The following is a 14,550-nucleotide window of genomic DNA, read 5'->3' as shown; positions in this document are numbered from 1 at the left end:
ACACAACTACAACAGGGAGACCAGCACCATGCAGCACATCGACATCCATCAAATGGCGGACCACGCCCGTTTCAACCGCTTCCACGCCGGCGTGCTGGCCTGGTGCGCGGTCATCATCATCTGCGACGGCTATGACCTGGCCGTGGCGGGCATCGCGCTGCCGTCCATCATGAAGGGCATGGGCGTGACCGCGCAGGACGCCGGCTTCATGGTCAGCTCCGCGCTGTTCGGTATGATGTTCGGCGCGATCTTCCTCGGCACCGTGGCGGACCGTATCGGCCGCCGCCGCGCGATCGCCATCTGCCTGGCCTTGTTCAGCGTATTCACCGCCGCCGCCGGGTTGACGCAGGACCCTTACGCGTTCAGCGCGATGCGCTTCCTGGCCGGCCTAGGCATCGGCGGCGTGATGCCGAACGTGGTGGCGCAGATGACCGAGTACTCGCCCCGCAAGATCCGCTCGACCATGGTGACGCTGATGTTCAGCGGCTATGCGGTGGGCGGCATGCTGGCCGCCTTGCTGGGCAAGGGCATGCTCGAGGCCTATGGCTGGCAGTCGGTGTTCCTGGCCGCAGGGGCGCCGGTGGTGCTGATTCCGTTCATCCTGAGGTCGCTGCCGGAATCGATGCCGTTCCTGATACGGCAGGGCCGCCTGGCCGAGCTGAAATCCATCCTGGTGCGCATGCAGCCGGACTACCGCGCCGGCGCCGACGACCGCTACACCGTGCCGGCCGCCGACCGCGCAGAGGGCGCGCCGATCCGCAAACTGTTCCTGGACGGCCGCGGCTTCAGCACCGTCATGTTCTGGATCGCTTTCTTCATGTGCCTGTTCATGGTGTACGCGCTCAGCTCCTGGCTGACCAAGCTGATGGCCGGCGCCGGCCACAGCCTCGGTTCCGCGCTGACCTTCGTGCTGGTGCTGAACTTCGGCGCGGTGATCGGCGCCGTCGGCGGCGGCTGGCTGGCGGACCGCTTCCACATCAAGCATGTGCTGATCGGGATGTATGCGCTGGCGGCCGTGTCGATCACGCTGCTCGGCTACAAGGTGCCGACCGGCCTGCTGTACCTGCTGGTCGGCCTGGCGGGCGCCTCCACCATCGGCACCCAGATCGTCACCTATGCCTACGCCGGCCAGTTCTATCCGACCGCCGTGCGCGCAACCGGCATCGGCTGGGCCTCGGGCGTGGGCCGCAGCGGCGCCATTCTCGCGCCGATCGTGATCGGCACGCTGGTCGGCATGGCGCTGCCGCTGCAGCAGAACTTCATGGCGATCGCCATTCCGGCGGTGGTCGCGATGATCGCGGTGTCGCTGATCCGTCACGGCCGCTCGGCATCGGCGGCGGTCGCCGGGCGGGTGCAGGCAGCCGCCTGAGGCTATAGCGTCTCGCGCACGTAAGTGATGCCGGCCGCGTCGTAGACGTCGTAGATCACGGCCAGCATCTGCTGCAGTTCTTCCGAGCGATCCAGCTTGCGCACGCTGAACATCACCGGCGACACCGCATGGCGGTCGGCGATGGCGCGGAACGCCACGTCGTCGCGCCGCATGCCTTGCACGCTGTCCGGCACGATGGCCACGCCCTGGCCGGCCGCCACCAGGCCGATGGCGATCTGCAGCTCCCTGACCTCGACGATTTTCTGCGGCGTGATGGCGCGCTCCGACAGCACCGACAGCACCTGGTCGGCAAAGCTGGGGCGCGGCGCCTTGGGATAGACCAGCAGGCACTCCGCCTGCAGGTCGACCAGTTGTATCGGGTCGGTCGACGCCGCGCGCGGATGGCCGGCGGGCAGGGCGACGATCAGCCGTTCTTCGCGCAACACGATGCGGCGGATGTTCGGGTCCTCGCTCTTGACGCGGCCGAAGCCGACGTCGATCACGCCGTCCTTCAACGCCTGGATCTGCTGCATCGTGGTCAGCTCATGGAAGCTCACGTCCACCTTGGGATACTGCGCGCGATAGCTGCGCACGATGCGCGGCAGCAGGCCATACAAGGTCGATGCCACGAAGCCGATCGACAGCGTCCGCTCCATCTTGCCCACGCGCTGGGTCATGGTTTTCAGCTCGGCCGCCTTGGCCAGCAATTCCTGCGCGTGCGCGTGGAAGAAGGCGCCGGCCTCGGTCAGCTTGACCGGCCGCGTGCCTTTCTCGATCAACTCCACGCCCAATTCCTCCTCCAGTTGCTGGATCTGGCGGCTCAGTGGCGGCTGTGCGATGTGCAGCCGCTCGGCGGCCCGGGTGTAATTTTTTTCGTCGGCGACGGCGACGAAATAACGCAAGTGGCGCAATTCCATTGCATACCTTTCGGGTATGAAAAACATACTAACTCGGTGTTGGACCTGACGATCCGGGTGGAATATTGTGTATCCATCGAAGCCATTATGCAAATTAAATATGATCCAGAACATAGAAGTCATCCTTGCCGACGTGCCGACCATCCGGCCGCACAAGCTGTCGGTGGCCACCATGCAGTCGCAGACGCTGGTGCTGGTGCGGGTCGTTTGCGCCGACGGCGTGGTCGGCTGGGGCGAGGCCACCACCATCGGTGGCCTGAACTACGGCGAAGAGAGCCCGGAAAGCATCAAGGTGAACATCGACACCCATATCGCGCCGCTGCTGGTCGGCATGGAAGCGCGTCAGGTGGCCAAGGCGATGGCCAAGGTGCGCAAGGTCATCCAGGGCAACCGCTTCGCCAAGTGCGCCATCGAAACAGCCTTGCTGGATGCGCAGGCGCGCCGGCTGCACGTGCCGCTGAGCGAACTGCTGGGCGGCCGGGTGCGCGACGCGTTGCCGGTGGCCTGGACCCTGGCCAGCGGCGACACCGCGCGCGATATCGCCGAGGCGCAGCAGATGCTGGAACTGCGCCGCCACCGCATCTTCAAGCTGAAGATCGGCGCCCGCCCGCTGGCCGACGACGTGGCGCACGTGCTGGCGATCAAGAAGGCGCTGGGCGACGCGGTCAGCGTGCGGGTCGACGTCAACCAGGCATGGAGCGAGCTGGAAGCGATGCGCGGCATCGCGGCGCTGGAGGCGGGCGGCATCGATTTGATCGAGCAGCCCACCAGGGCCGCGCGGCACGGCGGCATGGCGCGGCTGGCGCAACGCTTCGCCGTGGCGTTGATGGCCGACGAAGCGCTGCAAGGACCGCAGGACGCGCTGGCCGTCGCCCAGGCGGAGGGCGCCGACGTGTTCGCGGTGAAGATCGCGCAGTCCGGCGGCCTGCTGCCGGCGGCGCAGGTGGCGGCGGTGGCGCAGCTGTCGGGCATTGCCCTGTATGGCGGCACCATGCTCGAAGGCGGCGTCGGCACCGCGGCGTCGGCCCAGTTGTTCTCGACCTTCGGCGAGCTGGAATTCGGCACCGAGTTGTTCGGCCCCTTGCTGCTGACGCAGGAAGTGCTGCGCGAGCCGCTGGTCTACCGCGACTTCATGCTGGAGGTTCCGGCTGGTCCCGGCCTGGGCGTCGAACCCGACATGGACAAGCTGCGCGAACTGCGCCGCCGTTAACTTAAAGGAGATCCTGATGCTGTTCCACGTACGTATGGATGTGCAGCTGCCGCCGCAAATGCCGGCCGCGCAAGCCGATGAACTGAAAAAAACCGAGCGCGAACTGGCGCACAGCCTGCAACGCAGCGGCAAATGGCGCCACCTGTGGCGCATCGCCGGCCAGTACGCCAACGTCAGCGTGTTCGACGTCGCAGACGTCGAGGAACTGCACGCGCTGCTGACGTCCCTGCCGCTGTTCCCGTATATGCAAATCCAGCTGATGCCGCTGTGCCGCCACCCATCGTCGGCGCGCGACGGCGACGCCTGATCCCTTACCCGCTTCATTCCACCAAACCAAAAACGAAGGAGACTGACATGACACACAACGAAATCGACACCCTGGTAAAGGGCTGGATCGTCGACAAGGCCGAAGGCCCGGTCAACGCACGGGTGCAGCAAGTGGTGGTACGCCTGGTCGGCGACTTGTGCAAGGCGATCGAGGACCTCGACATCCAGCCGGGCGAATTCTGGAAAGGCCTGGAATACATGAGCGAGGCGGGCGCCCGCAATGAGCTGGGACTGCTGGCGCCGGGCCTGGGCCTGGAACGCTTCCTCGACATCCGCGCCGACGAGGCGGAAGCGCGGGCCGGACTGAGCGGCGGCACGCCGCGCACCATCGAAGGCCCGCTGTACGTGGCCGGCGCGCCGGAAAGCCAGGGCTATGCGCGGCTGGACGACGGTAGCGAAAGCGACAACGCCGAAGTGCTGTTCATGCAGGGCAGCGTGCGCGACCAGGACGGCAAGCCGCTGGCCGGCGCCAAGGTCGAGGTCTGGCATTGCAATCTGCTGGGGAACTACTCGTTCTTCGATCAATCGCAGTCGCACTTCAACCTGCGCCGCACCATCATCGCCGACGGCGAGGGCCGCTACCAGCTGCGCAGCATCCTGCCGGTTGGCTATTCCTGCCCGCCGGACGGCAGCACCCAGCGCCTGCTGGACCAACTGGGCCGCCACGGCCACCGTCCCGCCCACATCCATTTCTTCGTCAGTGCCGCCGGCCAGCGCAAGCTGACCACGCAGATCAATATCGACGGCGACGAATACCTGTGGGACGATTTCGCCTTCGCCAGCCGCGAGGGCCTGGTGCCGCCGGTGCGCCACGTGACGTCGCCGCAGCAGATCGCCGCCAAGGGCCTGCTGGCGCCGTACGCCGAAATCGACTTCGACTTCCAGCTGCATGCCGAGACTCCGGCGGCGCCGGCCGCCGTGGTGGCGCGCGTACGCGCCGCGGCCTGAGGAAGGACCGCATCATGATCCCGATTATTCCCATCCCCGCATCCAGGCCGGCCAGCCTGGACGGCTTCCTGGTGGAGGACCACGAGCGCGGCGACTACCGCCTGCACCGCAGCGCCTTCACCGACCCGGCCCTGTTTGAACTGGAGATGAAGCACATCTTCGAGGGCAACTGGATCTACCTGGCGCATGAAAGCCAGGTCGCCGACAACAACGACTACTACAGCACCCACATCGGCCGCCAGCCGGTGTTCATCGCCCGCAACCGGCAGGGGGAACTGAACGCCTTCATCAACGCTTGCACCCACCGCGGCGCGCAGCTGTGCCGCCACAAGCGTGGCAACAAGGCGACCTACACCTGTCCGTTCCACGGCTGGACCTTCAACAACAGCGGCAAGCTGCTGAAGGTGAAGGATCCCGAGGGCGCGGGCTATCCCGACTGCTTCAACCAGGAAGGCTCGCACGACCTGAAAAAGGTGGCCCGCTTTGAAAGCTACAAGGGCTTCCTGTTCGGCAGCCTGAATCCGGACGTGGCGCCGCTGGCCGGATTCCTCGGCGAGGCGGGCAAGATCATCGACATGATCGTCAACCAGTCGCCGGATGGCCTGGAGGTGCTGCGCGGATCGTCGACCTACACCTTCGACGGCAACTGGAAGCTGCAGGCCGAGAATGGCGCCGACGGCTATCACGTCTCGGCGGTGCACTGGAACTACGCCGCCACCACCAACCGCCGCAAGGAGCAGGGCGAGGTCCGCGAAGACAAGATCCGCGCGATGGACGCCGGCAAGTGGGGCAAGCAGGGCGGCGGCTTCTATGCCTTTGAACATGGCCACCTGCTGCTGTGGACCCAATGGGCCAATCCGCAGGACCGGCCCAACTTCCCGCGCCGCGAGGAATATGCGCAGCGGTTCGGCGGCGCTACGGCGGACTGGATGATAGGCCGCTCGCGCAATCTGTGCCTGTATCCGAACGTCTACCTGATGGACCAATTCGGATCGCAGATCCGCTTGCTGCGCCCGATCTCGGTCGACAAGACCGAGGTGACGATCTACTGCATCGCGCCCAAGGGCGAGCCGGACGAGGCGCGCGCGCGCCGCATCCGCCAGTACGAAGACTTCTTCAACGTCAGCGGCATGGCCACGCCGGACGACCTGGAAGAGTTCCGCGCCTGCCAGCAGGGCTATATGGGCAGCGCGCTGGAATGGAACGACATGTGCCGCGGCGCCCGCCACTGGATCAGCGGCCCCGACGCGGCCGCGCGCGAGATCGGCCTGCAGCCGGTGATGAGCGGCGTGAAGACCGAAGACGAGGGCCTGTACACGATCCAGCACCGCTATTGGCTGGAAGTGATGCGGCGCGCGGTCAAGCAGGAAGGCGGCGCCGCATGAACGCCCCGGCACTGGACGAGATCCGCGTCTTCCTGTACCGCGAAAGCCGCCTACTGGACGACCAGCAATGGGACGAATGGCTGGAATGCTATCACCCGGACGCCCGGTACTGGATGCCGTCGTGGGACGACGACGACCGCCTGGTCGGCGATCCGCAGCGCGAAATTTCGCTGATTTTCTACCCGACCCGCCAGGGCCTGGAAGACCGCGTGTTCCGCATCAAGACCGAGCGCTCCAGCGCCACCATGCCGGACACGCGCACCAGCCACAACATCTCCAACCTGGAGATCGAGCGGCGGGACGGTGCGCGGGTGACGGTGCGCTTCAACTGGCACACGCTGAGCCACCGCTACAAGACCGATTTCAGCCACTTCGGGATGATGCGCTACGAGATCGACTTCTCCGGCGCGCAGCCGCTGATCACCAACAAGTACATCGTACTGAAGAACGACTACATCCACCAGGTGATCGACATCTACCACCTGTAGCACCGCAACGAGGAGACCGACGATGAGCTACCACATCGCATTGCAGTTCGAGGACGGAGTGACCCGCTTCATTTCATGCAACCAGGACGAAAAACTGGCCGATGCCGCCTACCGGCAGAAGGTCAACATCCCGCTCGATTGCCGCGACGGCGCCTGCGGCACTTGCCGCGGCCTGTGCGAATCGGGCAGCTACGACATGCCGGCATCGAGCTATATCGACGACGCGCTGACGCCGCAGGAAGCGGCCCAGCGCCAGGTGCTGGCCTGCCAGATGAAGCCTACCTCCGATTGCGTGGTGCGCATTCCGGCCACGGCGGCAGCCTGCAAGACCGGCGTGGCGCGCTACCACGGCAGCCTGGCGCAGGTGCGGCGGCTGTCCGACACCACGCTGGGCTTCTCGATCGAACTGGCGGCGGGGACCGGGGTCGGTTTCCTGGCCGGGCAGTACGTCAACGTGGAAGTTCCCGGAACCGGCCTGACGCGTTCCTATTCCTTCAGCTCGGCGCCCGGCGCATCGCGCTACGACTTCGTGGTGCGCAACGTGCCGCAGGGTCGCATGAGCACCTTCCTGGCGTGCGACGCCAAGGCGGGGCAGCCGATTTCCTTCTCCGGCCCTTACGGCAGCTTCTATCTGCGCGATGTGCAGCGGCCTTTGCTGCTGCTGGCCGGCGGCACCGGCATCGCGCCGTTCCTGTCGATGCTGCAGGTGATGGCGGCGGCCGGGTTCCGCCAGCCGGTGCGCATGGTGTTCGGCGTGACCAATGACGTCGACCTGGTCGCCATCGACCAGTTGCAGCGCATCGCCGCTGCGCACCCGCAGTTCAGCTTCCGCACTTGCGTGGTTTCGGCCGACAGCGCGCATCCGCGCAAAGGCTATGTGACGCAGCATGTGGACCCGCAATGGCTCAACGGCGGCGAGGTCGACCTCTACCTGTGCGGACCGGTGCCGATGGTCGACGCGGTGCGGCGCTGGCTGGCCGACTGCGCGATCGCGCCGGCCAATTTCTACTTCGAGAAATTCTCGGCCAGCACCGACGCAACCACGCAGGCGGCGGCATGAGCGCGCGCCGTTTCGAAGGCCAGGCGGTGATCGTCACCGGCGCCGCGCAGGGCATAGGACGCGGCGCGGCGCTGGCGCTGGCGCGCGAAGGCGCGCAGCTGGTGCTGGCCGACCGCGCGGTACAGGTGGAGGAGGTCGCGGCGGAAGTGCAGGCCCTGGGCGCCACGGCGGTGATTGCGCGCAGCGACCTGGAGACCTGGGCCGGCGCCGCGCGGCTGAACGAGATCGCGCTGGCGGCGTATGGAAGGGTCGATGTGCTGGTCAATAACGTCGGCGGCACGATCTGGGTCCAGCCCTACCAGGAGTACACGCCGGAGCAGGTGGAGGCGGAAATCCGCCGCTCGCTGTTCCCGACCCTGTGGTGCTGCCGCGCGGTGCTGCCGCAGATGGTGGCGCGCAAGCAGGGGGTGATCGTCAACGTGTCGTCGGTCGCCACGCGCGGGATCTACCGTATTCCGTATTCGGCGGCCAAGGGCGGCGTCAACGCGATGACCGCCAGCCTGGCGATGGAACATGCGCAGGACGGGATCCGGGTCAACGCGGTCGCCACCGGCGGCACCGAGGCGCCGCCGCGCCGGATACCACGCAACGCGCAGCCGCTCAACGCGCAAGAGCAGCAGTGGTATCAGGGGATCGTCGACCAGACCGTCGCCAGTAGCCTGATGCAGCGCTACGGCACCATTGACGAGCAGGTCAACGCCATCCTGTTCCTGGCCTCCCACGAATCGTCGTACATCACCGGCACCGTGTTGCCGGTGGGCGGCGGCGACCAAGGATAGAACATGGTGTCTGTGATGCGGCTTAACGGAAACGACATTTTTTATCGGGTGGAGGGGGCGCCGGGCAAACCCTGGCTGATGTTCTCCAATTCGCTGGGCACCGACCTGCGCATGTGGGACGCGCAGGTGGAATTGCTGCGGCGGGATTACCATATCGTCCGCTACGACACGCGCGGCCATGGCGGCTCTTCCACGGCGTCGGGGCCTGCCAGCCTGGCGCTGCTGGGCCGGGACGTGCTGGCATTGCTCGACGCGCTCGCGATCGAACGCACCCATTTTTGCGGACTGTCGATGGGCGGCGTGATCGCGCAGTGGCTGGGCATCCATGCGCCGGAGCGCCTGCACAAGCTGGTGATCGCCAATTCCGCGGCGCGCATCGGCACCCCGTCGGGCTGGCGGGATCGCGCGGCGCAGGTCCGGGCGGCGGGCTTGGGCGCCGTCGCCGATGGCGCGGCCGGGCGCTGGTTCACGCCGGGCTTTGTCCGGCATCAGCCGCTACGGGTGGCGGCGCTGGTTGACGCATTGCGCGGCGCCAGCGTTGAAGGCTACGCGGCCTGCTGCGACGCGCTGGCGGTTGCCGACTTGCGCGGACAGCTGGCCGCAATCACGGCGCCGACGCTGTTGATCGCAGGCGCTCTCGATCCCGTGACCACGGCGGCCGACGCCGCCGCAATGAAGGAGCAGATCCCTCACGCCGCCGAGGTAACGCTGGACGCCTCGCACATGTCGAACATCGAGGCCGAAGCTGCGTTCAACCTGGCGCTCATGGACTTCCTCTCTGGATAAGACTCCGCCGGGAACGCGGCCGCTCACGTTCGTCCATCGGCAGTTACTCGCGCTCGGCATAGTCGAGCAGGGGCAGCGTGGCGAGTGCTTGCCCGGGCTCGGCCACCATTGCCGTCAGCAGGTTCTGGAAGTAGACGGCGTAGCGTTCGACGGTGTCGTGCTCGAACAGATCGCTGGCGTAGTCGATGGCGCCGGACAGCAGGCCACCGGTTTCAACCAGGTTCAGCGACAGGTCGAAGTGGGTGGTGGCCGGGACCAACGGCAGCGATGCCAGCTGCAGGCCCGGCAATTCCAGTTCGCTGTGCGGCGTGTTGTCGAGCGCGAACGTCGACTGGAACAGCGGGCTGTGGCTGCGGCTGCGCGGCGGATTGAGGGCCTCGAGCACCTGCTCGAACGGCAGATCCTGGTGCGCCAGCGCTAGCAGGGTGCTGGCGTGGACCTGTTCAATGAGCGAGGCGGCACTGGCTTGCTCATCCAGGCGCACGCGCAGCGCCAGGGTGTTGGCGAAGAAGCCGAACAACGGTTCGAGCTGCGCTTGCTGGCGGTTGTCCACCTGGGTGCCGATGACGATATCATCCTGCCCGCTCAGGCGAGCCAGCAGCGCAGCCCAGCCGGCCATCAGGGTCATGAACAGTGGGGCGTCCTGGCGCTGCGCCAATGCTTGCAAGCCGGCGCTGAGCTCGGCCGACAGGCGCAACGGCACGCTGCCGGCGGCGTAGCTTTGCACCGCTGGACGGGGATGGTCGGTCGGCAGTTCAAGCAGCGCCGGGGCGCCCTCCAGATGGGCACGCCAGAAACTGGTCTGGTCTTGCAGCGGCCCGCCTTGCAGCCACTGGCGCTGCCAGGCGGCGTAGTCGGCGTACTGGACGGCCAGCGGCGGCAGCGGATCAGCGCCGCCCTGGCTGAAGGCGGCGTACAGCACGGAGAATTCCTGCACCAGCAGGTCGATCGACCAGGCGTCGGTAATGATGTGGTGCTGGGTGATGAGCAGCAGATGCTCGTCTGCTGCCAGGCGCAGCAACTCGCCGCGGATCAACGGGCCGGCGGCCAGATCGAAGGGAGCGCCGGCCTCGTCGGCAGCATGGCGGGCCAGGGCGGCTTCTTGCTCATGGCCGTGCCAGTGGCCCAGGTCCAATTCGCGCAGGGTGAAGCGCGCCTCGGGTGCGATGATCTGGCTGGCGGCGCCGTCGATACTGGCAAAGCTGGTGCGCAGGATTTCATGGCGCGCCACCATGCGGTCGAGCGCGGCGCGCAGCGCGACGATGTCGAGCCGGCCTCGCAGTCGCAGGGCGGCCGGCAGGTGGTAGGCGGCGCCGGTGGCATGACCTAGCTGGTCGAGCAACCACAGGCGTTGCTGGGCCAGCGACAGCGGCAGCGCGCCGTTACGGTCGGCCGGCAACAGGGCCGGCAGGGCGACGCCGGTGGCGGCGTCCAGTTCGGCGGCCAGCGCGCTGAGGATCGGCGTGGCGAGCAGATCGCGCAAGGCGACCTCGACGCCCAGCGTCTCGTTCAGGCGGAAGGCCAGGCGCACCGCCAGCAGCGAGTGACCGCCCAGTTCGAAGAAGTCGTCGTGACGGCCGACCTGTTCGATACCCAGCAGTTGTTGCCAGATGGCGGCGATCACCGTCTCGGTGTGACCTTGCGGCGCCTCGTAACCTCGGACCACCAGCGCGGCGCGGTCCGGCGCGGGCAGCGCCTTGCGGTCGAGCTTACCGTTCGGGGTCAGGGGGAAGGCGTGCAGCGTGATGAAGGCGGCCGGCACCATGTAGTCCGGCAGGCTGGCGGCCAGGGCGGCGCGCAGGTCGGCGGCGGACGGCGCGGCGCCGTCTCGTGCGACCAGGTAGGCCACCAGGCGCTTGTCGCCTGGCTGGTCTTCGCGCGCGACGACCAGCGCTTGGCGCACGCCGTCGCAGGCGGCCAGACGCGATTCGATCTCGCCCAGTTCGATGCGGAAGCCGCGGATCTTGACCTGGAAGTCGTCGCGGCCCAGGTACTCGAGATTGCCGTCGGCCAGCCAGCGCCCCTGGTCGCCCGTCTTGTACATGCGGGCGTTGGCTTGCTTACTGAACGGGTCGCGCAGGAAGCGCTCGGCGGTGAGCTCAGGACGGTTCAGGTAGCCGGTCGCCACACCATCGCCGCCAACCCAGATTTCCCCGCGCGCATTGACCGGCACCGGCTGCAACGCGGCATCCAGTACATAGGCCGTGGAATTGGCAATGGGCTTGCCGATGGGGATAGACAAGCCGTCACTCTGGCGCGGGACGGCATAGGCGGTGCTAGCCGTCGTGTTTTCGGTCGGACCGTAGCCGTTGACGACCGTCACGTGGGGCAGGCGCGCATACAGATGTTTGATGGCCGCCGCAGGCGCAACGTCGCCGCCAACCAGGATGTGGGTCAGCGATGCGAGGCTGCCGGTGTCGATATGGGTCGCAAATTGTTCGAACAGTACCGGCGTCGCAATCAGAGTCGAGACCGCATGTTTGCCGATCTGCGCGATCAGGGCGCGCAAATCGATCTTGGCGCCGGGATAGAGTGCAAGGACGCCGCCGTTGAGCAAGGCGCCCCAGATCTCCTGGGTGGCGGCGTCGAAGGCAATCGAACCGCATTGCAACAACACTGTCGCGCTGGAGAATGGCAGGAAATGATTGTTGCATACCAGGCGCAGCACGCCGCGATGCGGCACCACCACGCCCTTGGGCAGGCCGGTCGAACCCGAGGTGTACATCACGTATGCCGTGGCGGTGGCCGCGTTACGCGCCGCCTGCGATTGCGGCGGATTGACGGTGGGCTGGCCGGCGAGAACGTCGGCGAAGGCCGCATGATCGAGCAGCATGACCGGCGCCGGGGTGGGCGGCAGGCCCAGGTGCCGCTGGGTCAGCACCACGACGGGGGCGCTGTCCTCCAGCATGTAGGCCAGGCGCTCCTGCGGATAGGCCGGGTCGAGCGGTACATAGGCGCCGCCGGCCTTGAGGATGGCCAGCAGGCCGACCACCATCTCGAAGCTGCGCTCGACGCAAATGGCCACGCGCGTATCCGGCGCCACGCCCTGGGCGATCAGGTGGTGGGCCAGCTGGTTGGCGCGGCGGTTCAACTCGCCGTAGCTCAGCTGTTGGTCGTCGAACACCAGTGCCGGCGCGTCTGGCTGGCGCGCGGCCTGGGCCTCGAACAGCTGGTGCACCAGCAAATCGCGCGGGTAGTCGGCGGCGGTGTCGTTGAAGTCCACCAGCAGTTGTTCACGCTCGGCCTGGCCGAGCAGGGGCAGCGTGGCCAGCGCTTGCGTTGGCTCGGCCACCATCGCCGTCAACAAGTTCTCGAAGTAGGCGGCGTAGTGCTCGACGGTGTCGCGCTCGAACAGGTCGCGGGCGTAGTCGATGGCGCCGGACAGTACGCCACCGGTTTCGGCCAGGTTCAGCGACAGGTCGAACTGCACGGTGGTCCGGGCCATCGGCACGGAAGCCAGATGCAGGCCCGGCAATTGCAGTTCGCTTTGCGGTGTGTTGTTGAGCGCGAACATCGACTGGAACAACGGGCTGTGGCTCAGGCTGCGCGGCGGATTGAGGGCCTCGACCACTTGCGCGAACGGCAGGTCCTGGTGGGCCAGCGCCTGCAAGGTGCTGTTGCGGACTTGTTCGATCAGCGTGGCGGCGCTGGCTTGCTCAGCCAGGCGCACGCGCAGCGCCAGGGTGTTGACGAAGAAGCCGATCAGCGGTTCGAGCTGCGCATGCTGTCGGTTGGCCACCGGGGTGCCGACGACGATGTCGTCCTGCCCGCTCAGGCGGGCCAGCAAGGTAGCCCAGCCGGCCATCAGGGTCATGAACAGGGTGGCGTCCTGGCGGTGCGCCAGCGCTTGCAGGCCGGCGCTGAGCTCGGCCGACAGGCGCAGCGGCACGCTGCCGCCGGTGTAGCTTTGCACCGGCGGACGAGGATGGTCGGCCGGCAGTTCGAGCAGCGCCGGCGCACCCTGCAGGTGGCTGCGCCAGAAACCGACCTGGGTTTGCAGCAACTCGCCCTGCAGCCACTGACGCTGCCAGGCGGCATAGTCGGCGTACTGGATGCCCAGCGGCGGCAGCGGATCGTCTCCACCCTGGCTGAAGGCCGCGTACAGCGTAGAGAATTCCTGCACCAGCAGGCCGATCGACCAGCCGTCGGAGATGATGTGGTGCTGAGTGACGAGCAGTACATGGTCGTCGTCGGCCAGGCGCAGCAACTCGCCGCGAATCAGCGGGCCGGCGGCCAGGTCGAACGGAGTGCCGGCCTCGTCGGCGGTGTAGCGGGCCACGGCGGCTTCCTGTTCGTGGCCATGCAAGTGGCCGAGGTCCAGTTCGCGAAGGGCGAAGCGCCCCTCGCTCGCGATGACCTGGCGCGCGGCGCCGTCGATACTGACAAAGCTGGTGCGCAGGATTTCATGGCGCGCCACCACGCGGTCGAGCGCGGTGCGCAGCGCGGCGGCGTCGAGCCGGCCGTGCAGGCGCAGGGCGGCCGGCATGTGGTAGGCGGCGCCGGCGGCATGGTCGAGCTGGTCGAGGAACCACAGGCGTTGCTGGGCCAGCGACAGCGGCAGCGTGCCGGTACGGTCGGCCGGCAGCAGGGCCGGCAGGGCGGCGCCGGTGGCGACGCCCAACCCGACGGCCAGCGCGCTGAGGGTCGGCGTGGTAAACAGATCGCGCAAGGCGACGTCGACGCCGAGCGTTTCGCGCAGGCGGGAGGCGAAGCGCACCGCCAGCAGCGAGTGGCCGCCCAATTCGAAGAAGTGGTCGTGGCGGCCGACTTGATCGATACCCAGCAGTTCCTGCCAGATGGCGGCGATCGCCGTCTCGGCCTCACCCTGCGGTGCCTCGTAGGCGTGGGCGACCAGCGCGGCGCGGTCCGGCGCGGGCAGGGCCTTGCGGTCGAGCTTGCCGTTCGGGGTCAGCGGGAAGGCGTCCAGCGCGATGAAGGCGGCCGGCACCATGTAGTCCGGCAGGCTGGACGTCAGGGCGGCGCGCAGGTCGGCAGCGGACGGCGCGGCGCCATCCTGGGCTACCAGGTAAGCCACCAGACGTGGTTCGCCTGGCTGATCTTCGCGCGCGACGACCAGCGCCTCGCGCACACCTTCGCAGGCGGCCAGACGCGATTCGATCTCGCCCAGCTCGATGCGGAAGCCACGGATCTTGACCTGGAAGTCGTTGCGGCCCAGGTACTCGATATTACCGTCGGCCAGCCAACGGCCCAGGTCGCCCGTCTTGTACATGCGGGCGTTGGCTTGCTTGCTGAACGGGTCGCGCAGGAAGCGCTCGGCGGT

General features: G+C 67.3%; 11 protein-coding genes. 9 read left to right on the top strand and 2 right to left on the bottom strand.

All coding sequences use genetic code 11. The features are described from left to right. Window positions 1-28: 28 nt before the first annotated feature. Window positions 29-1,369, top strand: coding sequence for an MFS transporter (locus AC1RMD_RS23405; protein WP_492929885.1), 1,341 nt, complete (start codon window positions 29-31; stop codon window positions 1,367-1,369). Window positions 1,370-1,371: 2 nt separating this feature from the next. Here the strand turns inward: AC1RMD_RS23405 and AC1RMD_RS23400 are convergent, their stop codons facing one another. Then, window positions 1,372-2,286, bottom strand: coding sequence for a LysR substrate-binding domain-containing protein (locus tag AC1RMD_RS23400; protein ID WP_492929883.1), 915 nt, complete (start codon window positions 2,284-2,286; stop codon window positions 1,372-1,374). Window positions 2,287-2,386: 100 nt separating this feature from the next. Between AC1RMD_RS23400 and AC1RMD_RS23395 the strand changes: the two genes are divergently transcribed. Genes AC1RMD_RS23395 through pcaD form a run of 8 tightly spaced genes read left to right on the top strand, consistent with a single transcriptional unit; the run spans window position 2,387 to window position 9,269 of the window. Beyond that, a complete protein-coding gene (locus AC1RMD_RS23395; RefSeq protein WP_492929881.1) occupies window positions 2,387-3,496 on the top strand; it encodes a muconate/chloromuconate family cycloisomerase in 1,110 nt (369 codons plus the stop codon). 16 nt (window positions 3,497-3,512) lie between these two features. Then, the gene (gene catC / locus AC1RMD_RS23390) at window positions 3,513-3,803 is read left to right on the top strand and encodes a muconolactone Delta-isomerase (RefSeq protein WP_492929879.1); all 291 of its coding nucleotides are present in this window, start codon (window positions 3,513-3,515) and stop codon (window positions 3,801-3,803) included. Between the two features lie 47 nt (window positions 3,804-3,850). Further along, window positions 3,851-4,771, top strand: coding sequence for a catechol 1,2-dioxygenase (gene catA / locus AC1RMD_RS23385; protein WP_492929877.1), 921 nt, complete (start codon window positions 3,851-3,853; stop codon window positions 4,769-4,771). A gap of 14 nt (window positions 4,772-4,785) precedes the next feature. Next, window positions 4,786-6,156 carry a benzoate 1,2-dioxygenase large subunit gene (benA, locus tag AC1RMD_RS23380; protein WP_492929875.1) on the top strand — a complete coding sequence of 457 codons (1,371 nt, stop codon included), beginning with the start codon at window positions 4,786-4,788 and terminating at the stop codon, window positions 6,154-6,156. Then, window positions 6,153-6,644: a benzoate 1,2-dioxygenase small subunit gene (gene benB, locus AC1RMD_RS23375; RefSeq protein ID WP_492929873.1), complete on the top strand. Its 492-nt coding sequence runs from the start codon at window positions 6,153-6,155 to the stop codon at window positions 6,642-6,644. The genes benA and benB overlap by 4 nt, the downstream gene beginning before the upstream one ends. Window positions 6,645-6,666: 22 nt before the next feature. Next, window positions 6,667-7,704: a benzoate 1,2-dioxygenase electron transfer component BenC gene (benC, locus tag AC1RMD_RS23370; RefSeq protein WP_492929871.1), complete on the top strand. Its 1,038-nt coding sequence runs from the start codon at window positions 6,667-6,669 to the stop codon at window positions 7,702-7,704. Further along, window positions 7,701-8,483: a benzoate diol dehydrogenase BenD gene (gene benD / locus AC1RMD_RS23365; RefSeq protein ID WP_492929869.1), complete on the top strand. Its 783-nt coding sequence runs from the start codon at window positions 7,701-7,703 to the stop codon at window positions 8,481-8,483. Before benC ends, benD begins: the two co-directional genes overlap by 4 nt. 15 nt (window positions 8,484-8,498) lie before the next feature. After that, complete coding sequence (gene pcaD, locus AC1RMD_RS23360; protein ID WP_492929867.1) at window positions 8,499-9,269, top strand: 3-oxoadipate enol-lactonase; 771 nt, start codon at window positions 8,499-8,501, stop codon at window positions 9,267-9,269. A 43-nt stretch (window positions 9,270-9,312) separates the two neighbouring features. On the opposite strand, the gene AC1RMD_RS23355 is transcribed toward pcaD, so the two are convergent. Next, a partial coding sequence (locus AC1RMD_RS23355) for an amino acid adenylation domain-containing protein (RefSeq protein ID WP_492929865.1) occupies window positions 9,313-14,550 on the bottom strand: 5,238 nt, incomplete at its 5' end.

The organism is Duganella sp. GW822-FHT06D06 (assembly GCF_058799615.1).
This window is presented reverse-complemented; position numbering and strand designations above follow the sequence as displayed.

Bases quoted from the DNA above. Each gene is read 5' to 3' on its own strand.
- benD (WP_492929869.1), top strand. From the start codon at position 7,701: ATGAGCGCGCGCCGTTTCGAAGGCCAGGCGGTGATCGTCACCGGCGCC.
- benA (WP_492929875.1), top strand. From the start codon at position 4,786: ATGATCCCGATTATTCCCATCCCCGCATCCAGGCCGGCCAGCCTGGAC.
- benC (WP_492929871.1), top strand. From the start codon at position 6,667: ATGAGCTACCACATCGCATTGCAGTTCGAGGACGGAGTGACCCGCTTC.
- AC1RMD_RS23400 (WP_492929883.1), bottom strand. From the start codon at position 2,286: ATGGAATTGCGCCACTTGCGTTATTTCGTCGCCGTCGCCGACGAAAAA.
- AC1RMD_RS23405 (WP_492929885.1), top strand. From the start codon at position 29: ATGCAGCACATCGACATCCATCAAATGGCGGACCACGCCCGTTTCAAC.
- AC1RMD_RS23395 (WP_492929881.1), top strand. From the start codon at position 2,387: ATGATCCAGAACATAGAAGTCATCCTTGCCGACGTGCCGACCATCCGG.
- benB (WP_492929873.1), top strand. From the start codon at position 6,153: ATGAACGCCCCGGCACTGGACGAGATCCGCGTCTTCCTGTACCGCGAA.
- pcaD (WP_492929867.1), top strand. From the start codon at position 8,499: ATGCGGCTTAACGGAAACGACATTTTTTATCGGGTGGAGGGGGCGCCG.
- catC (WP_492929879.1), top strand. From the start codon at position 3,513: ATGCTGTTCCACGTACGTATGGATGTGCAGCTGCCGCCGCAAATGCCG.
- catA (WP_492929877.1), top strand. From the start codon at position 3,851: ATGACACACAACGAAATCGACACCCTGGTAAAGGGCTGGATCGTCGAC.